The organism is Cryobacterium sp. M23 (genome assembly GCF_002929655.1).
GTDB lineage: Bacteria > Actinomycetota > Actinomycetes > Actinomycetales > Microbacteriaceae > Cryobacterium > Cryobacterium sandaracinum.
This window is the reverse complement of the sequence record NZ_PJJV01000055.1, coordinates 33,483-57,316: the sequence shown is the minus strand read 5'-3', so window position 1 is coordinate 57,316 and position 23,834 is coordinate 33,483. Positions and strand designations below refer to the sequence as shown.

General features: G+C 66.5%; 24 protein-coding genes. 6 read left to right on the top strand and 18 right to left on the bottom strand.

Annotated elements, in window-relative coordinates; all coding sequences use genetic code 11:
* Both CXY82_RS04085 and CXY82_RS04080 read left to right on the top strand, forming a co-directional pair.
* Window positions 1-1,499: molybdopterin-dependent oxidoreductase (locus CXY82_RS04085; RefSeq protein WP_104169803.1), on the top strand; the 1,499-nt coding region annotated here is incomplete at its 5' end.
* Between the two features lie 183 nt (window positions 1,500-1,682).
* Window positions 1,683-2,075: a TraR/DksA C4-type zinc finger protein gene (locus tag CXY82_RS04080; protein WP_104169798.1), complete on the top strand. Its 393-nt coding sequence runs from the start codon at window positions 1,683-1,685 to the stop codon at window positions 2,073-2,075.
* A gap of 127 nt (window positions 2,076-2,202) precedes the next feature.
* Here CXY82_RS04080 and CXY82_RS04075 read toward each other — a convergent pair whose 3' ends face one another.
* The 4 genes from CXY82_RS04075 to CXY82_RS04060 form a co-directional block, all read right to left on the bottom strand.
* A complete protein-coding gene (locus tag CXY82_RS04075) occupies window positions 2,203-4,167 on the bottom strand; it encodes an ABC transporter ATP-binding protein (RefSeq protein ID WP_104169797.1) in 1,965 nt (654 codons plus the stop codon).
* Window positions 4,164-5,897 carry an ABC transporter ATP-binding protein gene (locus tag CXY82_RS04070; RefSeq protein ID WP_104169796.1) on the bottom strand — a complete coding sequence of 578 codons (1,734 nt, stop codon included), beginning with the start codon at window positions 5,895-5,897 and terminating at the stop codon, window positions 4,164-4,166. Before CXY82_RS04070 ends, CXY82_RS04075 begins: the two co-directional genes overlap by 4 nt.
* A gap of 8 nt (window positions 5,898-5,905) precedes the next feature.
* On the bottom strand, window positions 5,906-6,496 hold the full coding sequence (locus tag CXY82_RS04065; RefSeq protein ID WP_104169795.1) for a TetR/AcrR family transcriptional regulator: 591 nt from the start codon (window positions 6,494-6,496) through the stop codon (window positions 5,906-5,908).
* A gap of 70 nt (window positions 6,497-6,566) precedes the next feature.
* Window positions 6,567-7,529: an aldo/keto reductase gene (locus tag CXY82_RS04060; protein WP_104169794.1), complete on the bottom strand. Its 963-nt coding sequence runs from the start codon at window positions 7,527-7,529 to the stop codon at window positions 6,567-6,569.
* Between the two features lie 83 nt (window positions 7,530-7,612).
* Here CXY82_RS04060 and CXY82_RS04055 point away from each other — a divergent pair, with 83 nt between their 5' ends.
* From CXY82_RS04055 to CXY82_RS04045, 3 genes are all read left to right on the top strand, one after another.
* Window positions 7,613-8,731, top strand: coding sequence for a N(5)-(carboxyethyl)ornithine synthase (locus CXY82_RS04055; RefSeq protein WP_199180878.1), 1,119 nt, complete (start codon window positions 7,613-7,615; stop codon window positions 8,729-8,731).
* A gap of 96 nt (window positions 8,732-8,827) precedes the next feature.
* Window positions 8,828-9,328 carry a methylated-DNA--[protein]-cysteine S-methyltransferase gene (locus CXY82_RS04050; protein WP_104169792.1) on the top strand — a complete coding sequence of 167 codons (501 nt, stop codon included), beginning with the start codon at window positions 8,828-8,830 and terminating at the stop codon, window positions 9,326-9,328.
* Window positions 9,325-9,945: a DNA-3-methyladenine glycosylase I gene (locus CXY82_RS04045; protein WP_104169791.1), complete on the top strand. Its 621-nt coding sequence runs from the start codon at window positions 9,325-9,327 to the stop codon at window positions 9,943-9,945. The genes CXY82_RS04050 and CXY82_RS04045 overlap by 4 nt, the downstream gene beginning before the upstream one ends.
* A gap of 484 nt (window positions 9,946-10,429) precedes the next feature.
* Here CXY82_RS04045 and CXY82_RS04040 read toward each other — a convergent pair whose 3' ends face one another.
* From CXY82_RS04040 to prmC, 14 genes are all read right to left on the bottom strand, one after another.
* On the bottom strand, window positions 10,430-11,410 hold the full coding sequence (locus CXY82_RS04040; protein ID WP_104169790.1) for a malate dehydrogenase: 981 nt from the start codon (window positions 11,408-11,410) through the stop codon (window positions 10,430-10,432).
* 44 nt (window positions 11,411-11,454) lie between these two features.
* A complete protein-coding gene (locus CXY82_RS04035) occupies window positions 11,455-12,225 on the bottom strand; it encodes a YaaA family protein (protein WP_104169789.1) in 771 nt (256 codons plus the stop codon).
* A gap of 5 nt (window positions 12,226-12,230) precedes the next feature.
* Complete coding sequence (locus tag CXY82_RS04030; protein ID WP_104169788.1) at window positions 12,231-12,497, bottom strand: F0F1 ATP synthase subunit epsilon; 267 nt, start codon at window positions 12,495-12,497, stop codon at window positions 12,231-12,233.
* 2 nt (window positions 12,498-12,499) lie between these two features.
* Window positions 12,500-13,963, bottom strand: coding sequence for a F0F1 ATP synthase subunit beta (gene atpD, locus CXY82_RS04025; RefSeq protein WP_104099706.1), 1,464 nt, complete (start codon window positions 13,961-13,963; stop codon window positions 12,500-12,502).
* A gap of 18 nt (window positions 13,964-13,981) precedes the next feature.
* Window positions 13,982-14,884, bottom strand: coding sequence for a F0F1 ATP synthase subunit gamma (locus CXY82_RS04020; protein WP_104169787.1), 903 nt, complete (start codon window positions 14,882-14,884; stop codon window positions 13,982-13,984).
* A gap of 102 nt (window positions 14,885-14,986) precedes the next feature.
* Window positions 14,987-16,624 (bottom strand): F0F1 ATP synthase subunit alpha, encoded by a 1,638-nt coding sequence (atpA, locus tag CXY82_RS04015; RefSeq protein ID WP_104099721.1) that lies wholly within the window; start codon window positions 16,622-16,624, stop codon window positions 14,987-14,989.
* An 86-nt stretch (window positions 16,625-16,710) separates the two neighbouring features.
* Complete coding sequence (locus CXY82_RS04010) at window positions 16,711-17,508, bottom strand: F0F1 ATP synthase subunit delta (protein ID WP_104169786.1); 798 nt, start codon at window positions 17,506-17,508, stop codon at window positions 16,711-16,713.
* Complete coding sequence (locus tag CXY82_RS04005) at window positions 17,508-18,050, bottom strand: F0F1 ATP synthase subunit B (protein ID WP_104169785.1); 543 nt, start codon at window positions 18,048-18,050, stop codon at window positions 17,508-17,510. The genes CXY82_RS04010 and CXY82_RS04005 overlap by 1 nt, the downstream gene beginning before the upstream one ends.
* 11 nt (window positions 18,051-18,061) lie before the next feature.
* Window positions 18,062-18,292 (bottom strand): ATP synthase F0 subunit C, encoded by a 231-nt coding sequence (gene atpE / locus CXY82_RS04000; protein WP_174720104.1) that lies wholly within the window; start codon window positions 18,290-18,292, stop codon window positions 18,062-18,064.
* Between the two features lie 51 nt (window positions 18,293-18,343).
* Window positions 18,344-19,126 (bottom strand): F0F1 ATP synthase subunit A, encoded by a 783-nt coding sequence (atpB, locus tag CXY82_RS03995; protein WP_104169784.1) that lies wholly within the window; start codon window positions 19,124-19,126, stop codon window positions 18,344-18,346.
* Window positions 19,127-19,305: 179 nt separating this feature from the next.
* Entirely contained in the window at window positions 19,306-19,791 is a 486-nt protein-coding gene (locus CXY82_RS03990; RefSeq protein WP_104169783.1) for a hypothetical protein, read from the bottom strand.
* Window positions 19,788-21,011: an MraY family glycosyltransferase gene (locus tag CXY82_RS03985; protein ID WP_104169782.1), complete on the bottom strand. Its 1,224-nt coding sequence runs from the start codon at window positions 21,009-21,011 to the stop codon at window positions 19,788-19,790. The genes CXY82_RS03990 and CXY82_RS03985 overlap by 4 nt, the downstream gene beginning before the upstream one ends.
* Before the next feature lie 2 nt (window positions 21,012-21,013).
* Entirely contained in the window at window positions 21,014-21,817 is an 804-nt protein-coding gene (locus tag CXY82_RS03980; RefSeq protein ID WP_104169781.1) for an L-threonylcarbamoyladenylate synthase, read from the bottom strand.
* Window positions 21,818-21,857: 40 nt separating this feature from the next.
* Window positions 21,858-22,739, bottom strand: a complete 882-nt coding sequence (prmC, locus tag CXY82_RS03975) for a peptide chain release factor N(5)-glutamine methyltransferase (RefSeq protein ID WP_233199192.1) — start codon at window positions 22,737-22,739, stop codon at window positions 21,858-21,860.
* 140 nt (window positions 22,740-22,879) lie between these two features.
* On the opposite strand from prmC, the gene cysK reads away from it, so the two are divergent.
* Window positions 22,880-23,818 carry a cysteine synthase A gene (cysK, locus tag CXY82_RS03970; RefSeq protein WP_104169780.1) on the top strand — a complete coding sequence of 313 codons (939 nt, stop codon included), beginning with the start codon at window positions 22,880-22,882 and terminating at the stop codon, window positions 23,816-23,818.
* Window positions 23,819-23,834 lie beyond the last annotated feature (16 nt).

The window sequence follows — 23,834 nt, the reverse complement described above, 5'->3', positions numbered from 1 at the left end:
CGACGGCCGGCGTGGCCGCCGCCCTGGCCGGCCTCGGCGCGGCCGAGCTGACGGCCGCCCTGCTCGCCCCGGTGGGCAGCCCGATCTTCGCCGTCGGCGCGCTGGTCATCGACCGCGCCCCGGCCTGGTTGAAGGAACTCGTCATCGCCCTGTTCGGCACGGCCGACAAGGTCGTACTGGTGTTCTGCGTCGCGCTCGGTGCCGTGGTGCTGGCCGCCGCCGCCGGGGTGCTGGAGTTCCGGTGGCCGCCGATCGGCCGGGTCCTCGTGGCCCTGGCCGGCGCGCTGGCCGTCTTCGCGGTGCTGTCCCGGGAGAACACCGCCGCCTTCGAAGCGATGCCCGCAGTGCTGGCGATGGTCGTTTCGGCCGTGCTCCTCACGGTGATGGTCGCCCAGCTGCGCCGCACGCCCGCAGGCGCCGAGGCATCCGCCCCGGACCGCCGTCGGTTCCTGGTCTGGGCCGGGGCCAGCGCCGGCCTGGGCGTGCTCGCCGCGGCCGGCGGGCAGCTGATCTCGGTCGGTATCCGGGCGACGGATGCCGCGCGCGCGCGCTTCACACTGCCGGCCGCGGCCGTTCCCGGTGCCCCGATCCCAGACGGTGCCGCGCTGGACATCCCCGGCCTCACTCCGCTGATCACCCCGAACGCCGACTTCTACCGCATCGACACCGCCCTGCAGGTGCCCCGGATCGACCCGGGAACCTGGACGCTGACGGTCACCGGGATGGTCGAGAGGGAGATCGAGATCGACTTCGCCGAGCTCCTCGCCCTGCCCCTCGAGGAGAGCACGACCACTCTCGCCTGCGTCTCCAACGCCGTCGGCGGCGACCTGATCGGCAACGCGACCTGGCTGGGCTACCCGATCCGCCTGTTGCTGGCGCGGGCCCGGCCTCTCGCCGGGGCCGACATGGTGCTCTCCCGCAGCGAGGACGGCTGGACCGCGGGCACCCCGCTGGAGGTTCTCACCGACGACCGCAACGCGATCCTCGCGGTGGGGATGAACGGGGAGCCGCTCCCCCTCGAGCACGGCTACCCGGTGCGCATGGTCGTGCCCGGGCTCTACGGTTACGTGTCGGCCACGAAATGGGTGGTCGAGTTGAACGTGACCCGCTTCGACCGGGAGACCGCCTATTGGACGACGCGCGGCTGGACCGCCCGAGGACCGGTCAAGCTCTCCTCCCGGATCGATGTGCCGAGCCGTAACGCCGACGTCGCGGCCGGACCGGTGATCGTGGCGGGTGTGGCCTGGTCGCAGTACGTGGGCATCCGCGGCGTGCAGGTGCAAGTTGACGACGGAGCCTGGAACGACGCGACCCTGGCCGACGCGATCTCGGCCGACACTTGGCGGCAGTGGAGCTGGGTCTGGTCGGCATCGGCCGGGCGGCACACCCTGCGGGTGCGGGCGACGGATGCCGCGGGCCTGGTGCAGACTTCCGTGCGCCGGGACGTGATCCCCGATGGGGCCACCGGCCTGCACGATATCCCGGTCATGGTCGCCTGAAGCGACCCCTCGCAGCCCCGCGACAGCCGGCCGGCGCGGGCGTATCTTCAACAGCGAAAACCACGCAGCGTGCCGGCGCATTGCCGTGCCCAGCTTGAGAGGACGGGAATCATGCACCGGAATGACGGATCGACAGTGCGCGCCGGCGGCTCACGTCGCCCCCCGGCAGCGGAGTAGACGCTTATGCCCACCCGGACGAAACTGACCCCCGCCGACCTGCGGCACTTCGAGAAGCTGCTCCGCCATCAGCGCCGCGACCTCGACATCGCGCTCGGCCGGATCGGCACCACCCTCGACGGTGTGATCGAGGCCAGAAACGCCGGCACCGCCGACGACGAGCACGACCCCGAAGGACCCACCCTGACCATGGAGTGGTCGCGCATCTCGGGTGTGCACAGCGACCTGGCGGCGCAGTCCGCGGCGATCGACCAGGCCTTGGCGCGCATCGCGGACGGCAGCTACGGGTTCTGCACCCGCCGGGGCGAACCGATCGGCCGGGAACGACTCGAGGCCCGGCCGTCCGCGGAGCTGTGCATCGACTGCGCGCGCGAGTTGGAGGCGCACCGCCGGGCCTGACCGAACCAATTCGACGGAGATTCTGGTCTCCAATGCGGTTTTTGGTCATTCTGGGGCCGCTTTGGGCAAAATCTCCGTCGAATTCGTTCCGGAGGGAGCACCTGTGGCTCGGTCTCGGAGACAGCCCCTAGATCTCGTCGGCGACCGCCGCCGCGAACTGGGCGGTGTAGAGGGCGTGGTACGCGCCATCCGTTGCCAGCAGTTCCTCGTGCGTGCCCTGCTCGACGATCCGGCCGGCCTCCATCACCAGGATCAGGTCGGCGTCCCGAATCGTGGAGAGCCGGTGCGCGATCACGAAGCTGGTGCGGTCGGCGCGGAGGGCGCGCATCGCTTTCTGCACGAGCACCTCGGTGCGCGTGTCGACGGAGCTGGTCGCCTCGTCCAGGATCAGCACGCTGGGCTTGGCGAGGAACGCGCGGGCGATGGTGAGCAGCTGCTTCTCGCCGGCGCTGACGTTGCTGCCCTCGTCGTCGAGTACGGTGTTGTAGCCGTCGGGCAGCGTGTGCACGAACCGGTCCACGTAGGTCGTGCGCGCCGCGTCCAGGATCTCCTTCTCCGTGGCATCCGGACGCCCGTAGGCGATGTTGTCGCGGATCGTGCCGCCAAACAGCCAGGTGTCCTGTAGCACCATGCCCATGCGTCCACGCAGGTCGTCGCGGGTCATTCGGCGCACGTCCACGCCATCGAGCGTGATCCGGCCGGCGTCGAGCTCGTAGAAGCGCATCATCAGGTTCACCAGGGTGGTCTTGCCTGCCCCGGTGGGGCCCACGATGGCCACGGTCTGGCCGGGCTCGGCCGCCAGGCTGAGGTTGTCGATCAGCGGCTTGTCCGCCGTGTAGCGGAACGAGGCGTTCTCGAAGACCAGCCGGCCGTGGGCGGTCGTGGGTGCCTCGGCGCGCTCCGGGTCGGGGCTCTGCTCATCGGCGTCGAGCAGGACGAAGACCCGCTCGGCGGAGGCGACGCCGGACTGCAGCAGGTTCGCCATCGACCCGAGTTGGGCCAGCGGGTGGGTGAATTGGCGGGAATACTGGATGAACGCCTGCACATCGCCGAGCTGCATGGCCCCGGATGCCACCTGGAGGCCGCCGACGACGGCGATCCCGACGTAGACGAGGTTGCCGATGAATGTCATCGCCGGCATGATCAGGCCGCTGACGAACTGGGCGCCGAAGCTGGCCTCGTAGAGCTCGTCGTTCTTGGCCCGGAAGCGTTGCTCGACCTCCTTCTGGCGGCCGAACACCTTGACCAGGGCGTGGCCGGTGAAGGTCTCCTCGATCTGGCCGTTCAGCTCGCCGGTGTGGGTCCACTGTGCGACGAACAACTTCTGCGAGCGCTGGGCGATCAGGACGGTCGTGACCAGGGTCAGCGGCACTGTGACCAGGGCGATCAGGGCCAGGAGAGGCGAGAGCAGGAACATCATCACGATGACGCCCACCACGGTGAGCAGAGAGGTGACGGCCTGGCTCAGCGACTGCTGCAGGCTCTGTGAGACGTTGTCCACGTCGTTGGTGACCCGGCTGAGCAGCTCGCCTCGCTGCACCGTGTCGAAGTAGCGCAGCGGGAGGCGGTTGATCTTCGCCTCGATCTCGCTGCGGAGCCGGAACACGGTACGCTGCACGACGCCGTTGAGCACATAGGCCTGCACGTAGGCGAACACCGAGGACAGCAAGTAGAGCGCCATCGCCCAGAGCAGCACGGTGGAGAGCATCGCGAAGTCGATTCCCTGGCCGGGCGTCAGCGTCATCCCGCTGAGCAGGTCGGCCTTGCCGGTGTCGCCGGAGGCGCGCAGCTGGTCGATCACCTGGGCCTGGCTCAGGCCGGCAGGCAGGTCCTGGGAGATGACGCCGGAGAAGATCAGGTTCGTGCCTTCGCCGAGCAGACGCGGTCCGAGCACGGAGAACGTGACACTCGCGACGGCGAGAACCAGGACCAGACCGAGCCACAGACGCTCGGGGCGCAGCTTGCCGAGCAGCCGTTTCGCCGACGGGCCGAAGTTCATGGCCTTCTCGGCGGGGGCGCTCATACCGCCGAACGGACCGTGGCCGGGGCCCCGCGCGTGCGGGCGGGCCGAGGCCCCGGATGTCTGGCTCATACTGCTTCCTCCGCCGCCAACTGGGACGACACGATTTCCTGATAGGTCTCGTTCGACTCGAGCAGCTCGTCGTGGGTGCCGCGGCCGACGATGCGTCCGCCTTCGATCACCAGGATCTGATCGGCGCCGACGATGGTCGACACCCTCTGGGCGACGATCACCATGGTGGCGCCGCCCGTGCCGACGGCCAGTGCCTGGCGCAGCCGAGCATCCGTCGCCAGGTCGAGCGAGGAGAACGAGTCGTCGAAGATATAGAGTTCGGGCCGTTTGACCAGGGCCCGGGCAATGGCCAGGCGCTGCCGCTGCCCGCCGGACACATTCATGCCGCCCTGCGCGATCGGGGCATCGAGGCCGTCCGGCATCTCCGCCACGAAGTTGCGGGCCTGCGCGATGGTCAGTGCCTCCCAGAGTTCCGCCTCAGTGGCGTCGGGCTTGCCGTAGAGAAGGTTGCTGCGCACGGTGCCGGAGAACAGATACGGCTTCTGCGGCACCAGCCCGATGCTGCCCCAGAGCAGGTCAGGGTGGAGCTCGCGCACGTCCACCCCGTCGACCCGCACGCTGCCGTTGGTGGCGTCGAAGAGGCGAGGCAGCAGGTTGACCAGGGTGGTCTTGCCCGATCCGGTGCTGCCGATGATCGCGGTGGTCTGCCCCTGATGCACGGTAAAGCTCACGTCGGAGAGCACCGGCTGCTCGGCGCCGGGGTAGGCGAAGCCCACGTCCACGAGTTCCACCTCTCCGCGGCCGATACTGTCGACGACGGGGTGGCGCGGCGGGCGCACGCTGGACTCGGTCTCGAGCACTTCGCCGATCCGGTCGGCCGACACGGTCGCCCGCGGGATCATCACGGCCATGAACGTGGCCATCATCACGGCCATCAGGATCTGCATCAGGTAGCTGAGGAAGGCAACCAGGGTGCCGACCTGCATGGACCCGTCCTCGATCCGGAACGCCCCGAACCAGATCACGGCCACGCTGGAGACGTTCAGGACGAGCATGACGACCGGAAACATCAGGGCCATCAGGCGGCCGGCCTGAAGGGCGGTGTCGGTGACATCCGTGTTCGCCTTGCCGAACCGCACGGACTCGACGTCTTCGCGCACGAACGCCCGGATGACGCGGATGCCCGTGAGCTGTTCCCGCAGCACCCGGTTCACCGTGTCGATGCGGGTCTGCATCAGGCGGAACAGCGGCACCATCCGCGCGATGATCAGCCCGACCGCGATCAACAGCACGGGCACGCTCACGGCGATCAACCAGGATAGCTGCACGTCCTGCCGGATGGCCATGATCACGCCGCCGATGGACAGGATCGGTGCGGTGACCATCATGGTGGCGGTCATCAGCACGAGCATCTGCACCTGCTGCACGTCGTTGGTCGACCGGGTGATCAGCGACGGGGCGCCGAACCGGGTGACCTCCTGCTCGGAGAACTCGTCGACTCGGGTGAAGACGGCGCCGCGCAGGTCGCGTCCGAGCCCCATGGCGGCCTTCGCGCCGAAGTAGACGGCGACGATCGCGCACACGATCTGGAACAGGGTGATCAGCAGCATCAGACCACCGATGCGCAGGATGTACACGGTGTCTCCCGTGGCGACGCCCTCATCGATGATGTCGGCGTTGAGGGTGGGCAGATAGAGCGAGGCGATCGACTGGGCCAGCTGGAACACGACGACGGCTGCCAGCAGCCGCCGGTACGGCCGCAGGTATTTCACGAGCAGTTTCCAGAGCATCGGATCTCCTAGCAGGGGGCGTTCGGCGGCGTCGGGAAGCCGATGATGCCGTAGAGGATGAGGGCGGTGAGCTCATCGTCGTCGAAGTCGGGGCCGGCCGTTATGTGGGGCACGGATGCCGCAAGCGCGATCATCCGGATGACCTGCCCTGACCGCTCCGGGGCAACCGTGAGGCGCAGGAGGTCAGGCGCGAGCACGTCGGCGAGCAGCACGGTGAACTCGTGCGCGACGTCGTGGGTGTGGGGTCTGCCCATCGAGCCCACCGCCGTCATCAGCGCGAAGACCTGCGCGAAGCGGCGGCGCAGCAGGGAGACCATGGCGCGCACCCGTTCCTCGAGCGGGAGCTCACGGTCGAGCGCGGCAAGTTCGAGACGGAACGGCTCGGGGTCGAGCTGACGGTCCATGGCCGCCCGGAGCAGGTTGTCCTTGCTGTCGAAGGCTCGGAAGATGGTGCCCTCGGCGATCCCGGCGCACTGGGCGATCTGTCGAGTGGTGACGGTCTGGCCGTGCTCGATCAGCAGCGGCGTGACCGCGTCGAGGATCATCGACTGCCGGTCCTCGACGGACAGGGCTTTCGCGCGCGCAGATTTGACGGACATCCCCCCAGCTTATATGAGTGAGCACTCACTCACAAGGTGGAATCGGGGTTCAGGTTCCAGAGAGGACGGTTCAGGCGAAGAGGTCCGAGATCCAGGCCACGTCCTCGGGCGACGGCCTCCACGCGCTGCCCTCGGTGGCGTTCTGCAAGATCTGTTCCGGGCGGGTTGCTCCGGCGATGATGCTGGTGAGCCCCGGCTGGGCCAGCAGCCAGGCGAAGGTGGCGGCGAGCATGGTCACGCCGCGCTGGTCGCAGAACGCTTCGTACTTTTCGATGACGTCCCAAGGCGCGTTCCGGGCCAGGTGCGGCCGGACCATCATGATGCGGCTGTCGGCGGGGCCGCCCGCACGGGAGAACTTGCCTGTGAAGAGCCCGTTGTAGAGGGGGAAGAACGGCAGGAAGCCGAGCCCGTAGGCGTTGACGGCCGGCAGCACCTCGTCTTCGGCGTCACGCACCAGCAGGCTGTACTCGTTTTGCGCCGAAACGAACCGCGGATGCCCCGTCAGCCGGGCGGTGAACTCCGCCTCGGCGATCTGCCAGCCGGCCAGGTTGGAGTGGCCGATATAGCGCACCTTTCCCTCGCGGATGAGGTCGTCGAGGGTCTGCAGGGTCTCTTCGATCGGGGTGTTCGGGTCAGGCTGGTGCAGTTGGTAGAGGTCGATCCAGTCGGTCTGCAGGCGCCGGAGGGACGCCTCGACGGCCAGTCGAATGTAGCGACGTGAGCCGCGGGCGCCCCAGTCGGGTCCGTTCCGACCGTTCATGTCCATGCCGAACTTCGAGGCGAGCACGATCTGGTCGCGCTTGCCCCGCAGCGCGTAACCCATCAGGGTCTCGCTGAGGCCGCGTTCCGCGCCGTAGATGTCGGCCGTGTCCAACAGGGTGATCCCGGCGTCGACGGCCGCGTTGACGACGGCGGTGGTTCCGGCCTGGCCCTCCGTCGCGGTTCCGGCGCGTCCGAAGTTGTTGCAGCCCAACCCGATCGTGGACACCATGAGCCCCGAATTGCCCAGTCTGCGGTACTCCATCTGCTCCATCCCTCCACATTAGGCTCGCCGGCCTGTGCTAGACAGGACTCAACTACAAAGGGGTACCAGTGAGTCGTTTCACGCTCGGCGTCATGTCGCGTTCCGGTAAGCCGAATGAACGGCGCTTGCCCATTCATCCGTCACATGTCGAACGGATCGATCCGGACCTCCGGGAGCGAATGTTTCTCGAGCGCGGCTACGGCGAGCAGTTCGGCGTGTCGGACGAGCAGCTGGCCCCGCTCGTGGGAGGGCTTTGCTCGCGCGCGGACCTCATCCGGGAGTGCGACGTCATCCTGCTCGCCAAGCCTCTGCTGGCGGATGTCGCGGCACTGCGCGACGGACAGGTGCTCTGGGGCTGGCCGCACTGCGTGCAGGATGAGAAACTCACCCAGCTTGCCATCGACAAGCGGCTGACCCTGATCGCGTTCGAGGCGATGAACCACTGGACCGGAGGCGGCGAGTTCCACCTGCACGTGCTGCACAAGAACAACGAGCTCGCCGGGTATTGCTCCGTGCTGCACGCCCTGTCCCTGATCGGTTCGACGGGTGACTACGGCCGCAAGCAGCGTGCCGCGGTGATCGGCTTCGGGGCCACCGCCCGGGGCGCCGTGACGGCGCTCAACGCCCTCGGTGTCTACGATGTCACGGTGCTGACCAATCGCGACGTGACCGCGGTCAGCTCCCCGATCCACTCCGCCCAGATCGTGCAGCTCGACCACGGCGACGGCACGAACGGGAACTTCGCCCTGCCGGGAAACGAACGGGTGCCGCTGCCCGAGTTTCTCGCCGGCCACGACGTCATCGTGAACTGCGTGCTGCAGGACCCAAATGCCCCGCTCATCTTCCTGAGCGACGATGACCTCCCGATGGTGGCCCCGGGGTCGCTGATCATCGACGTGTCCTGCGACACCGGCATGGGTTTCAGTTGGGCGAAATCGACGACGTTCGACGAACCGACCTTCCGGGTCGGCACCAACGTCACCTACTACGCGGTCGACCACAGCCCGTCGTACCTCTGGAACTCCGCCACCTGGGAGATCAGCGAGGCGCTGTTGCCGTACCTGCGCGAGGTCCTTACGGGCGATGCCGCTTGGACCGCCAACGAGACCCTTCGGCGGGCCATCGAGATCCACGAGGGGATCATCCGGAATCCCGACATCCTGGCATTCCAGCACCGGTCCCCCGAGTATCCCCACACCCGGCTCGCCTGAAGCCGGCCGGCTCCTCCCCAGCCCAGCCCGGCGCTCTTCCCACGCCAGGTCCGAAACCCGCGCTGTGCGCAGGGCGCCGCCGACTACAGTCGAGGCATGACGACCATCGGAACCTTCCTGATCCGGCTGCCCAGCCCCATAGGGCGGCTGGAACTCACGAGTGACGCCGAGCGCATCCTCTCCCTCTCCATCGAACGCGACGGACAGCTGCCCCTCGACGAGACCCCGGAAGCCCCGTCGCCCCTGCTCGACCGGGCCGCGCACCAATTGGCGGAGTACTTCGGCGGCACCCGCACGGTTTTCGACCTGCCCGTGGCGCCGAGCGGGGGCACTGCGTTCCAGCAGGGCGTCTGGCAGCGACTGTCCGAGCTCGGCTTCGGCGAGGCGACCTCGTACGGCGAGCTGGGACGATCGCTGGGCAAGCCGGGGTCCGGCCGGGCCGTGGGCGGCGCCGTCGGGGCGAACCCCGTTCCGATCCTGATCGGCTGCCACCGGGTGCTCGCCGCCGACCGTCGCATCACCGGCTACAGCGGCGGCAGCGGAGTGCCCACCAAGGTCTGGCTCCTCGACCACGAGGGCATCGAGCACCGCTCATGAGCACCCCGGCGACCAGCGCGCTGCCAGCCGAGGCCACGACATCCGCCTCACTGAAGCTCGGCGATGACGGGCTCATCCGCTGCGGCTGGGTCGGCGGCGACCCCGAATACCAGCGCTACCACGACGAAGAGTGGGGGCGTCCGCTCCGGGACGAGAGGCTGCTGTTCGAGAAGCTGTGCCTCGAGGGGTTCCAGGCCGGCCTGTCCTGGATCACCATCCTGCGACGTCGGCCAGCCTTCCGGGCCGCCTTTTACGACTTCGACGTCGACCGCGTGGCCGTGATGGACGACGTCGACGTCGCCCGGCTCCTCGCGGATGCGAGCATCATCCGGCACCGCGGCAAGATCGAGGCCACCATCCGGAACGCCCGGGTCACCCGAGACCTCGGCGAGAGCCTGACCGAGCTGATCTGGAGCTTCGCGCCCGAACCCCGCGGCCCCCGGCTGCGGGAGCTCGGCGAGGTCCCGGCGACCACAATGCAATCGATGGCACTGAGCCGGGAGTTGCGCACCCGGGGCTACACGTTCGTCGGCCCCACCACCATGTACGCCCTGATGCAGTCGGCTGGCCTCGTCGACGACCACCTGAGTGGATGCCATCGGTCGAACGACGCCTGACCCCACAACGCCGACGGCTGACGCTATGCCGACCGCCGCCCTGCCAGCCGCCGCGCTGCCCGACCACGGGCTGCCCGAACGCGGGCTGCCCGACCGGCACTGTTGTGCGTGAGGTGCTCCTCGAGGCGAGTAAGTCCTGAACGATTGGTTCTGTCGCCCCCGCACTTCAGCCCTGACTGCACCGTGTGGACGCCGTTCATCACAGGCGGAGCGCCGTGTCCGGTGTCGAACCAATTCGACGGAGATTCTGCCGAAAATGAGCACATTTCTGGGATTTAGGGGATATTCGGGCCGAATCTCCGTCGAATTCGTTCGGGACGGAGTCGCCGCGAGGCCTCGGACTCAGACATACGGCGGTCGGAGCGCACGTTCATCCCCCTCCCTCTCGCGGTCACGGCTCTCCGACGTGTGCATCGAAAACAACCGCTTCGAAGCCCCCCATCCGCGAATCCTCATCGCCCCCCAGCCATCAGGACTCGCGCGTCTATCGGAGGGACGGCAGCAGGCCGAGTGCCCGTACGGCCTCGCGCTCCTCGATCAGCTCCGCGACGGACGCGTCGATCCTCGCCCGCGAGAACGCGTTGATAGCCAGGTCCGGCACGATCTGCCAGCGGCCGTCGACAGCCCGAACCGGGAAGGAACATACGAGCCCCTCCGGGACGCCGTAAGAGCCGTCGGAGCTGACGCCCGCCGAGGTCCACCGCTCACCGGTCCCGTTGACCCAGTCGTAAACGTGGTCGATGGCTGCGCTGGCCGCGGAGGCCGCGGACGATGCCCCGCGGGCCTGAATGATTTCGTAGCCTCGGTTCGCCACCCGGGGGATGAAGTCGTCGACGAGCCAGTCCTGCGCCACCAGCTCGGAGACCGGACATCCCCCGGCGGTGGCGTGGAAGACATCCGGGTACTGGCTGGCGGAGTGGTTGCCCCAGATGGTGAGACCGTCGAGTTCGGCGACGTGCACCTGCAGCCGGCTTGCCAGCTGAGCGATGCCGCGGTTGTGGTCCAGTCGCGTCATGGCGGTGAACCGGTCGGCGGGGATGTCGGGGGCGAAGGCACTGGTCACCAGGGCGTTGGTGTTGACGGGGTTGCCCACGACCAGCACGCGCACGTCGGATGCCGCGCCCGCGTTGAGGGCGGCCCCCACCGGACCGAAGATGCGGCCGTTGCTTTCGAGCAGCGCGACGCGCTCCATGCCGACGGCTCTAGGGCGGGATCCGACCAGGAGGGCGATGTTGACGCCGTCGAAGGCGCGCACGGGGTCTTCGGTGACCGTCACGGAGCGCAGGAGAGGGAACGCGCAGTCCTGCAGTTCGAGGGCGGTGCCCTCGGCTGCTGCGCGCCCCGAGGGGATCTCCATCAGGGTCAGGTTGACGGGAACGCTCGGACCGAGGAGGTCTCCGGACGCGATCCGGAAGAGCAGCGAATAGCCGATCTGTCCGCCGGCGCCGGTGACGGTGACATTCATTGGTGTGGACACGAAAGCCAGCCTAGGGCCGGAATGTGCCCGCGTCAGCCTAGGGTTGCGGCAACCTCGGCGGCGACGACCAGATTCAGTTCCCGGACCGCTCCCGGGCGCAAATCGAAGCCTGCCCCCGGTGCCCAGTCGAGCAGCTCTACGGCGGTGTCGAAGGACCGACCGTGCCGGATCAGAGCCCGGGTGAAGTTCCCCTTGGCCGTCTTGTTGAAGTGGTTCACGGCTCGCGTCTGGCCGTCCGCCGTCTCCGTGACCACGCGCAGAAACACCGCGTCGGGCCGCACCGGCGCGGGGCCGAGCGCCACGTACCCGTTCGAGCGGAGATCCAGCAGGAGCCCCGCTGACCCCGCCAGAACGCAACCCACAGCGCCCGCCCAGTGCTTCTTCAGCGGCAGCTCCGGCAGCCTGGAATCGCAGGACAGCCGGTAGGCCGGGAGGAGATCGAGAGCGCCGACCGGCCCGAACAGGGCGGAATGCACGAGGACGTTCCGGCCTGCCCAGTCGCGTTCCAGCGGGGAGAGGCTGGCGGCGTCGAGGGCGTCATAGACGACGCCGGTGTACCGGTCGATGGCCGGCATTGTGGCGGCGGAGGACAGCACGCGATTGCGCTCCACCTCCGCGGACTGCGTGCGACCCAGTCTTAGGGCCGACATCATCGCATCCGGATGCTTCGCAAGCGACTGCAGCGCACGCACAAGTACCCGCCGCTTGGGTCCAAGCGACGGGTACGTGAGGCTCTGCAGGTCAAGCGGTAATTCGATGCCCCCGTGACGTTTCGTCTCGGACGGCGGCAGAAGGATCAGCACACTGACTAAACGAGTTCTGCCTTGCGAGCGACGATCGTGACCACATTGTTGGCGACCGACAGGAAGCCGTCCGCCGCCTCGGCGACGATTTTCTCGCCGCCGCCCAGGGTCACGCGCACCTCACCGCTGGCCAGGATGGCCAGCATGGGCTCGTGCCCGGGGAGGATTCCGATCTGGCCTTCGACGGTGCGGGCGACAACCATGCTCGCCTCGCCGGACCACACCTCGTGGTCCGCCCCGACGACGCTGACCTTGAGCGAAGAATCGGCCATGACTAGTCGTTCTCCTTCTGGATTTTCGCCCACTTCTCTTCGACGTCGGCGATGCCTCCGACGTTGAAGAATGCCTGCTCGGCCACGTGGTCGAAGTCACCATTGGCAATCGCCGTAAAGGATTCGATGGTGTCCTTAAGCGATACCGTGGACCCCTCGACGCCCGTGAATTTCTTGGCCATGTAGGTGTTCTGCGACAGGAACTGCTGGATGCGGCGTGCGCGGGAGACGGTGACCTTGTCTTCCTCGGAAAGCTCGTCGACACCGAGGATCGCGATGATCTCCTGCAGTTCCTTGTTCTTCTGCAGAATCGCCTTGACGCGAACGGCCGTGTTGTAGTGATCGGCACCCAGGTAGCGGGGGTCGAGGATACGGCTGCTCGAGGTGAGCGGGTCGACGGCCGGGTAGAGGCCCTTCGAAGCGATCTCACGCGACAGCTCGGTGGTGGCGTCGAGGTGGGCGAACGTGGTCGCCGGGGCCGGGTCGGTGTAGTCGTCAGCAGGCACGTAGATGGCCTGGAGCGACGTGATCGAGTGGCCACGGGTCGACGTGATGCGCTCCTGCAGGATGCCCATCTCGTCGGCCAGGGTCGGCTGGTAGCCCACAGCGCTGGGCATGCGGCCCAAAAGGGTCGACACCTCAGAGCCGGCCTGAGTGAACCGGAAGATGTTGTCGATGAAGAGCAACACATCCTGCTTGGCAACATCGCGGAAGTACTCGGCCATGGTGAGCGCGGAGAGGGCGACGCGCAGACGCGTCCCCGGCGGCTCGTCCATCTGGCCGAACACGAGGGCGGTCTTGTCGAATACGCCCGCCTCTTCCATCTCGTGGATGAGATCGTTGCCCTCACGGGTGCGCTCACCGACACCGGCGAACACGGACACTCCACCGTGGTCCTGCGCGACACGCTGGATCATTTCCTGGATCAAAACGGTCTTGCCGACGCCGGCACCACCGAACAGGCCAATCTTTCCACCCAAGACGTACGGGGTGAGCAGGTCAATGACCTTGATGCCGGTCTCGAACAGCTGCGTCTTGGATTCCAGCTGGTCGAAGGGCGGCGGCTTGCGGTGGATGGGCCAGCGCTCAGTGATTTCGATCTTCTCGCCGGGCTCCGCATTGAGCACCTCGCCAATGGCGTTGAACACGCGCCCCTTGGTGACGTCCCCGACGGGAACCGTGATGGGCGAGCCGGTGTCCCGGACCTCCTGGCCACGAACCAGACCGTCGGTCGGGTTCAGCGCGATGGCGCGAATGAGGTCGTCGCCCAAGTGCTGGGCAACCTCCAGCGTGATCACGGTCGACACATCACCGATGACGATGGTGGTCTTCAGTGCGTTGTACATGCCCGGAATCGAGTCGTGCGGGAACTCGATGTCGACGACCGGGCCCGTGACCCGGGCGATCCGGCCCACGGCCACGGTCTCGACCGGTGCATGGACTGGCGCGGTTGCGGTGTCAGTCATAGCTCTCTCTTCTCTGGTTTAGTGCTTGGCGGATGAGAGCGCGTCGGCTCCACCCACGATCTCGGAAATCTGCGACGTGATCTCGGTCTGCCGGGCGTTGTTGGACAGCCGGGTGTAGTCCTTGATCAGCTTGTCCGCATTGTCGGAGGCCGATGACATGGCCTTCTGACGTGCGGCGTGCTCGGCTGCGGCGGACTGCAGCATGGAGTTGAAGATACGGCTCTCGATGTAGACGGGCAGGAGCGAGTCCAGCACCGTTTCAACGTCCGGTTCGAACTCGTAGAGTGGCAGGACCTGGTTATCACCAGGCTCCTCAACGCCATCGACGACCTCGAGGGGAAGCAGCCGGACAACCTGAGGAAGCTGGGTGACCATGCTGACGAACCGGTTGTAGACGACGTGAATCTCGTCGACGCCACCGTCGTCCGCTTCGCGGAGGAAGGCCTCGAGCAGCGCGTCGCTGATATCGCATGCGGTCTCGTACTGCGGCTGATCGGTGGAACCGGTCCAAATGCGCTCGGAGACGCGGCGGCGGAAATTGAAGTACGCCGCGGCCTTGCGACCCACCAGGAAGTAGACGATGTCCTTACCCTGGCTGCGCAGCAGCTCGCTGAGCGATTCGGCCTCACGCAGCACCTGCGAGCTGAACGCCCCCGCGAGACCACGGTCGGAGGCGAAGATGACGACCGCAGCGCGCTCGATCTTCTCCGGTTCGGTCGTGAGCACGTGGGCGACATTCGAGTACGTCGCTACCGCGGACACCGCCTGCGTGACGGCACGAGCGAACGGGGTTGACGCGGCGACGCGAGCCTTGGCCTTTTGAATGCGCGAGGCAGAGATCAACTCCATGGCCCGAGTGATCTTCTTAGTCGTCTGGGCAGACTTGATCTTCTGCCGGTAGACCCGAAGTTGCGCTCCCATGTGTCTCCTGTGCTTCCTTGTCAGTGCTGAATTGGTGCGGGCGATCGAGTGATGCCGGCCGCGCCCCGCGGCTCGACGAGTCGGGAGCGCGGCCGATGTCACTTAGCGGCGGTGCTTGACGATCTTTTCCTGGTTGACCTTGTCAGCGGGAATCGCCTCGAAGACTTCCTTGCCCACCGAGGCGAGCGGCTTGCCCTCGCCCGTCTGGAATCCCTGCTTGAACTTGTCGACCTCGATCTCGAGCGTCGCGATGGTCGCGTCGTCGAGAACGTTGGTGTCGCGCAGTGTCGTGAGTACGCTCGTGGTGCGGCCCAGGTGGTCGAGCAGGCCACGCTCGAAGCGCAGGACGTCGGCCACGGGCACCTCGTCGAACTTGCCGTTCGTGCCGGCCCAGATCGAGACGACCTGGTCTTCGACGGGGTACGGCGAGTACTGCGGCTGCTTGAGCAGCTCGGTCAGGCGTGCGCCACGACCGAGCTGGCGACGGCTCGTCGCGTCGAGGTCGGAGGCGAACATCGCGAAGGCCTCGAGCGACCGGTATTGCGCCAGCTCGAGCTTCAGAGTGCCGGAGACCTTCTTGATCGACTTGACCTGAGCGTCACCGCCGACTCGGGAGACCGAGATGCCCACGTCGACCGCGGGACGCTGGTTGGCGTTGAACAGGTCGGACTGCAGGAAGATCTGGCCGTCGGTGATCGAGATCACGTTGGTCGGGATGTAGGCAGAGACATCGTTCGCCTTGGTCTCGATGATCGGCAAGCCGGTCATCGATCCGGAACCGAGGGCGTCGGACAGCTTGGCGCAACGCTCGAGCAGACGGGAGTGCAGGTAGAACACGTCACCGGGGTACGCCTCACGTCCCGGCGGGCGGCGCAGAAGCAGCGACACCGCACGATAGGCCTCGGCCTGCTTGGACAGGTCGTCGAAGATGACGAGGACGTGCTTGCCGGCGTACATCCAGTGCTGACCGATGGCCGAGCCGGTGTACGGGGCGAGGTACTTGAAGCCGGCCGGGTCGGAGGCCGGGGACGCGACGATGGTCGTGAACTCCATGACTCCGGCATCCTCGAGCGCACCCTTGACGGCGGCGATCGTGGAACCCTTCTGACCGATGGCGACGTAGATGCAACGAACCTGCTTGTTCACGTCGCCCGTCGCCCAGTTGGCCTTCTGGTTGATGATCGTGTCAATCGCGATCGCGGTTTTGCCGGTCTGGCGGTCACCGATGATCAGCTGACGCTGGCCACGGCCGATCGGGATCATGGCGTCGATGGCCTTGATTCCGGTCTGCATGGGCTCGTGAACCGACTTGCGGTCCATCACGCCGGGTGCCTGTAGCTCCAGCGCGCGGCGGCCTTCGCTCTTGATCTCGCCGAGCCCGTCGATGGGCGCCCCCAGCGGGTCGACGACGCGGCCGAGGTAGCCGTCGCCGACGGGTACGGAGAGGACCTCACCAGTGCGGTGCACCTCCATGCCCTCGACGATTCCGGCGAACTCGCCGAGAACGACGACGCCGATCTCGTCTTCGTCCAGGTTCTGGGCGAGGCCGAGGGTGCCGTCCGCGAACGTGATGAGCTCGTTCGCCATCACGCTGGGAAGGCCCTCGACGTGCGCGATGCCGTCGCCGGCCGTGGTGACGTAGCCAACCTCGGTCGTCGCGGTCTTGTTCGGCTCGTAGGACTTCACGAAGTCCTGGAGAGCGTCACGGATCTCATCGGGGCTGATCGTTAGTTCTGCCATCATCTTCCCTTTTCTGTACTGGGTGTACAGGTTCTGTCGTGCACGAGACGCTGCCGTCCCGAGGTGTGTGGTACTGACTGAAGCGGTCAGCCAGCGAGCTGGATTCTCAGATCTTTAAGACGGGTGGCAATGCTGCCATCGATGACGTCGTCACCGATTTGAACGCGGACGCCCCCGACAATTTCGGGGTCGACAACCTCGTTGATCGTGAGCCGACGCCCATAGCGCACCGTGAGGCTGGCTCGAAGGCGATCAACCTGCTCCGGAGCCAGCGCGCCGGCCGACGTGATCGTGGCGATCGAGCTGTTCGACTGGTCCGCGACGATGGATGCGGCGTAGCGCAGCAATTCCCCAATGCGGCGGCCGCGGGGCTGCTGCACCAGGTGCCGAACAATCGCGAGCGTCTGTTCGGAGACCTTGCCGGCCAGGAGGGCGTCAACAACACTCACCTTGGCCGCTGTGGTGCCGAGCTTGGAGGCGAGGGCGAGTTCGAGCTCGCCGTTGGACGACACGGTCTTGCCGAACGCGAACAGTTCCTCCGCGACCTGCCCGGGGACCGTGGCCGAAGACGCGATCACCCGCAGGCCGAGGTCTTCGATGCCGGCCAGAAGATCGGTGTGGTTCGACCAGCGTGCGGCGGAGGCGGCTTGAAGCAGCTCCAGCGCGGTCGGCGTCATTGCGCCCGAGAAGATTGCGCTCACGAGGGTGGCCTTCGCCGCCGCATCCGCTGACGGGTCGACCAAAGCCGACCGGAGCTGTGACGTGTGGCCAATCACACGACCGGAGTTCAACAAATTGACGCCGGTCGCGAGGTCGTTCGTTCCCCCGGGACGGGACAGAACCGCCCGTGTTGAGACTAAGGCTTCCCTGGTGGCGCTACCCATTACCGGACCACTTTCTCCGAGGCCTCGAGGTCAGCCAGGAATCGGTCGACGATGCCGCTGGCCTTTTCGTCGTCGGTCAGGCTTTCGCCGATGACGCCGGAGGCCAGGTCGATGGCCAGTGTGCCGACTTCGCTGCGCAGGGAAATCACTGCGGCCTGACGTTCGGCCACGATCTGAGCCTTCGCCGTCGCGGTTACCCGAGCGGCGACGATGACGGCCTGCTCCTTGAGCTCGTTCACGATCGTCTGTCCGTCGACGCGGGCGGCGTCGCGGATCCTGCCGGCCTCGGCCCTCGCCTCGGCCAGCTGGGTCGTGTACTGCTCGAGAACAGCTTCGGCCTTGCGCTGGGCATCGTCTGCCTTGGCGATGTTGCCCTCAATGGCCTCCGCACGATCGTCGAGGATCTGGCGGAAACGCGGGATCGCGAAGCGCACGAAGAAGACCATGACGACCAGGAAGACAACAGCCGACCAGGTGATGTCGTAGATGGCAGGAAGGAACGGATTCGTTTCCGCTTCTGCTGCCAGAACAAGCTCAGGCATGGTGGCGATCCCTAGACGAAGATGAAGAAGACGGCTACACCGATGAATGCAAGGAGCTCCGTGAACGCGATGCCGAGGAACATTGTGACCTGGAGACGGCCTGCGAGTTCGGGCTGGCGAGCCATGGCTTCAACGGTCTTTCCGGCGACGATACCGATGCCGATACCCGGGCCGATCGCGGCAAGACCGTAGCCTACGGTGGCGATATTGCCGGTGATCTCGGCAAGAATGGTGGATTCCACTATGTGTGTCCTTTCAATCGAAAACGACGTCGGTCGACGCAGTTGTGTGTGTCAGTGCTCTTCAGCCACGGCCTGTTGGACGTACACCGCGGTCAAGAGGGTGAAAATGTACGCCTGGAGGATGAACACGGCGAACTCGACGAAAGTGAAGATGAACCCGAACGCCAGCGTCCCGATTCCGAAGAGCCCCAACCAGCCACCTGCAGTGAAGATGAAGAAGCTCGTCGCCCCGAAGCACAGCACGAGCAGGAGGTGCCCGACCATCATGTTGAGCAGGAGTCGCAAAGCGAGCGAGATCGGCCGCACGATAAAGATATTGATGAACTCGATCGGGGCGAGCAAGATGTAGATCGGCCACGGCACACCGGCCGGGAAGAGCGAGTTCTTGAAGAACTTGGCGGCGCCGAGCTGCTTGATACCCGCGTAGATGAACACGACGTAGGCGACGAGACCGAGCAGCAGGGGCATGCCGATGAGTGCCGTGCCCGAGATATTCAGGGCCGGGATTACGCCCGTGACGTTCATCGCAAGGATGCCGAAGAACATGCCGGCTAACAGGGGCAGGTAACGGCGACCCATCTCCTTGCCGAGGATCTGATCGGCGATCTGCACCTGGACAAAACCCAGTACAAGCTCGGCGATGCTCTGACCGCGGCCAGGGACCCGGGATGGTTTGCGCAGGGCGAGCCAGAAGAGCAGGAGCATCACGGCTATGGCGAGGATGCGGACCAGGATGATCCGGTTAATCTCGAAGGGCGTGCCCTCAAAGAACAACGCGGGGAGACCAAGGAACTCACTGATGCCCGGAGCCTGAAACTCATCGCCGGTAGCCATGGGAACCAGTAAGTTCGCAGCGTAATACAACAGCGCTATCTCCTGTTTCTGTGCGGATGCACAACGGCGACAATGGTCAAGTGTGGTCTTTGGCACAGTGGATCACACTGCGGCCTGTGACAGTTTTTTGACTCTATCAACTTTCGCTCACGGCGACTAATCGACCGCCCCTGTTCCGGTCAGGACCTGGGGTGGTCGGAGTTTTTCGGGAGCACGGCGTCACTCACGTAGCCCAGATGGGAGCGGAAGACCACCAGGACGTCGACGATCATGGTGCCGATGGCTCCGGCAATGACGGTGATGAACAGAACTGTCGTCTGCACGAAGGAAGCATCACGAAGCAGAGCGAGTATCACGATGAACACGACGATTTTCAGCAGCCATGCCCCCATCACGATGCCGAAAAAAGCGGCAATGTCGAACCGCATGGCCCCGATGATGCTCACGGCAGTGATCGAAGCGAACAGCACGGCAAGCGCGGTGCCGATGAAGGCACTGATGAGGCCTTCGGTTGACGCGAAAAGGTAGCCGAGTCCGCCGCCGACGATCGCGATGGCAATCGCGAGGAAGCCTGTGTATCGAAGGACTGCGGTCAGGACCCCCCTGGCGTTCGATGGCACCGCTCGGAGCGTGGTGGGCAAGCTGGTGGGATCGGGTGCGTTCATACGTTCTCCTCCACCGTCGCCGACGCCTCATCGAGGCGGTCGAGTCGGGCGATTTCTTCTCTGTGTTCGGCCGTTCGGGCGAGCTGGCTGGCGGACTCGACGGCCTTGCGCCGACTCAACGGAGACAGCGTGACGAGGGTGCAGATCAGCAGCGCGACGATCAGGAAAATTGTGGCATACCAGGTGGGCAGCCCGAAATACACCGGGAGCAGAAAGTAGAGCAGGCAACCGACGGATGCCGCCGCGGTCCAGCCGTAGAAGATCAAAACGGCATGCAGGTGCGAATGGCCCATGTCCAGTAGCCGGTGGTGCAGGTGCTTGCGGTCGGCGCTGAAGGGTGATTTGCCGGCCCGGACGCGCCGGAACACCGCCAGACCGAAGTCGAGAAGCGGAATGATCAGGATGGCGACGGGCAGGATGATCGGGATGAACGCCGGGAAGAGCTGCGACCGGTTCACGGCGGTCGGGTCGACCTGGCCCGTGATCGCGATCGCGGACGTGGCCATCAGCAGACCCACCAGGAGGGCGCCCGCATCACCCATGAACAGTTTCGCCGGCCGCCAGTTGAGCGGCAGGAAGCCGATGCAGGCACCCACCAGGACGGCAGCGATCAGTGAGGCGAGGTTGAAGTAGTTGCTCGGGGAGGTGTCCCGGGCCAGCAGGTAGCTATAGAGGAAGAACACGCCGTTCGCGATGAGCGCGACGCCGGCCACGAGTCCGTCGAGCCCGTCGATGAAGTTGATCATGTTCATCACGATCACGATCACGATCACGGTGATCAGGATCGACATCCAGGACGACCCGACGGTCAGCCCGCCGATCGGCAGCGACAACACCTGCACGCCCTGCCAGGCGATGAGGCCGGCAGCGATGAACTGCCCGGCCAGTTTGGTCATCCAGTCGAGGTCCCAGAGGTCGTCAGCCACTCCCAGCAGCACGATCAGCAGGGCTGCACCCAGGATGGCGAGGATCTGCTGGGGGTCACTGAAGATTAGTCGCAGCGGCGCGAAGCGGGCCGCAACCAGGTAGGCCACACCGAAGGCGGCGACGATGCCGACGAAGATCGCGATTCCGCCGAGGCGGGGCGTCGGCCGCGTGTGCACATCGCGCTCGCGGATCTTCGGGTAGAGGCGGTAGCGGTGACTGAGCTTGAGTACAAGAACTGAGAACCCGAAGGTCACCAGGGCCGAGACCAGGCTGAGCAGGACGAAGACGGTCATGGCTAGCGTGCGTCTGCCGCAGGATCGACCGGTTCGGCCCTCACTTCGGTGGCGGGCTCGGTGGCCGGCTCGGTGGTGGTTTCGGCAGCGGGCTTGTCCGCGGGCGCGCCGAACCCGATCGGCGCGAGCGCCTCTCCGATGACGGCTTCGATGGCCTCCCGTGAGATCACGCCGTTCCGCACGATGACGACCTTGCCACCGTTGGAGTCGAAGCCGGAGGCATCCACGATGGTCGACGAGGTATCCCCCGGCCGGTCGCCGATGGGTTCGTAGCCGAGTCCGGCCGTTCCGCCGTCGAGGTAGACGGCCACGCTGCCGCCGAGCATCTCTTCGGCGCCTTCCGCGTCGATCGCGGAGGGCCGGCCGCTGGTGTTGGCGGATGACACGGCCAAGGGTCCCGTCTCGGAGAGGAGGTCGAGGGCAACCGGGTTGCTCGGCATCCGCAGGGCCACCGTGCCGCGGGTGTCACCGAGGTCCCAGGCGAGCGACGGCTGGGCGTTCAGCACCACCGTCAGACCACCGGGCCAGAACGCGGCGACGAGCTCGCGCACCGGTTGCGGAATGTTCTGGGCCAGGGCGTCGAGGGTGGGAATTCCGGGGATCAGCACGGGCGGCGGCGAGGAACGGTCGCGGCCCTTGGCGTCGAGAAGGCGCTGCACCGCCTCCGGGTCGAAGGCGTCCGCGGCGATGCCGTAGACCGTGTCGGTGGGGATGACAACGAGCGCGCCGCGGCCGATGGCCGAGCGCGCGAGCCTCATGCCGGCCGCGTATTCCGTGTCAACCGAGCAGTCATAGATGCGAGTCATTGTGCCTGATTCTACTGCAGCCGCCCAGAGGGAACCGCGCTCACCGATCGGCGGGAACGGGGGCGAGGGCCGTGGTGGCGCGGTCGCGGGTGGTGTAGTCGCGGTGAGTGGCCGGGACGCGCCAGCCGTCGGCGGCCAGGAGGGCACGGATCTGCGCCCCCTGCAGCTCACCGTGCTCGATCACGATCTGGCCGCCAGGACGCAGGAGGCGCAGGGCCGTGCGGGAGACGTGCCGCACCACGTCGAGCCCGTCGGGGCCGCCGAACAGGGCGCGGGCCGGGTCGAAGAGGCGTACCTCGGGGTCGCGCGGGATCGCATCCGTCGGAATGTAGGGCGGGTTGGAGATGACCACGGCCACGGTTCCGTCGAGTTCGGTGAGCGCGTCGAGCAGGTCGCCGAACACCAGCGTGGCATTCGGCGCGGCTACCTGCTCGAAGTTGCGGGAGGTCCAGGGGAAGGCCTCCGGCGAGTTCTCGACCGCCCAGATGCGCGCGTTCGGCACCTCGACCGCCAGGGAAAGGGCTATCGCGCCGCTGCCGGTGCCGAGGTCCACCCCGATCGGCTCCGCGTCGGGCAGTGCCCGGAGCGCGTCGATGGCGAACTGCGCCACCTGCTCCGTCTCGGGGCGGGGAACGAACACGCCCGGTCCGACGAACAGGTCGAGGGAGCGGAAGGGTGCCCGCCCGGTGATGTGCTGCAGCGGCTCGCGCAGGCAGCGGCGACGAACGAGTTCACGGATGGCCGCGGCATCCGTGGCGCCCAGGGCGGTGCGCAGGATGGCGGCGGCCTGCACCTGGCCGCGGCTCTGGGCGAGAACGTGACCGATCAGGAGATCGGCGTCGACGTCGGGGTCGCTGATCCCCGCCTGGGAAAGGGAGTCGATGGCCCGGGTGCGCAATTCGGCAATGTCGGTGGGAACAATGTCGGTAGGAATTGAGCTGATGGGAATGGAATGGTGGCCGTGCGGAGTTGTCACGTATTGAAATGTAACGCACGCACACGCCCAATGCCGGAGCCGTAGGCTGGGCGAGGTTCCTGACCCCGATCGAAAGGCGACCACCGATGCCCGCACAGATTTACTCCGATATCACTGCTGCAGTCGGCAAGACCCCTCTGGTCAAGCTAAACCGACTCACCGCCGGCCTCGACGCGACCGTGCTGGTGAAACTGGAGTTCTACAACCCCTCGGGCAGTGTGAAGGACCGGATCGGGATCGCGATCGTCGATGCGGCCGAGGCCTCGGGCGAGCTGGCTCCGGGTGGAACCATTGTCGAGGGCACCAGCGGCAACACCGGGATCGCCCTCGCCATGGTGGGCGCCGCCCGCGGGTACACGGTCATCCTGGCGATGCCGGAGACCATGAGCCGCGAACGCCGCCAGCTGCTGCGCGCCTACGGCGCCCGGATCGTGCTGACGCCGGGCTCCGACGGCATGCGCGGCGCGGTCACGAAGGCCGAGGAAATCGCGGCCGCCACCCCCGGGGCGATTTTGGCCCGCCAGTTCGACAACCCGGCCAACCCGGCCATCCACTACGCGACCACCGGCGTCGAGATCTGGGACGACACCGCGGGAGCCGTCGACATCCTCGTCGCCGGAATCGGCACCGGAGGGACCATCACGGGCACCGGCCAGCTGCTCAAGGAACGCAAGCCATCCGTACGCATCGTAGGCGTCGAGCCGATCGACTCCCCCATCCTCACCGGCGGCAAGCCCGGACCGCACAAGATCCAGGGTCTCGGCGCCAACTTCATACCGAACGTTCTCGACACGCACGTCTACGACGAGATCACCGACGTCACGCTTGCCGACTCCGTGTCCACGGCGCGCGCGCTGGCAACAGATGAGGGCATCCTCTCCGGCATTTCCGGTGGATCGGCTGTCTGGGTGGCAATCGAACAGGCCAAGCGCCCCGAGAACGCCGGCAAGACCATCGTGGTCATCATGCCGAGTTTCGGCGAACGGTACCTCTCCACGGTGCTCTACGAGGACCTGCTGGACTAGTCGGCGAAACCGGGCC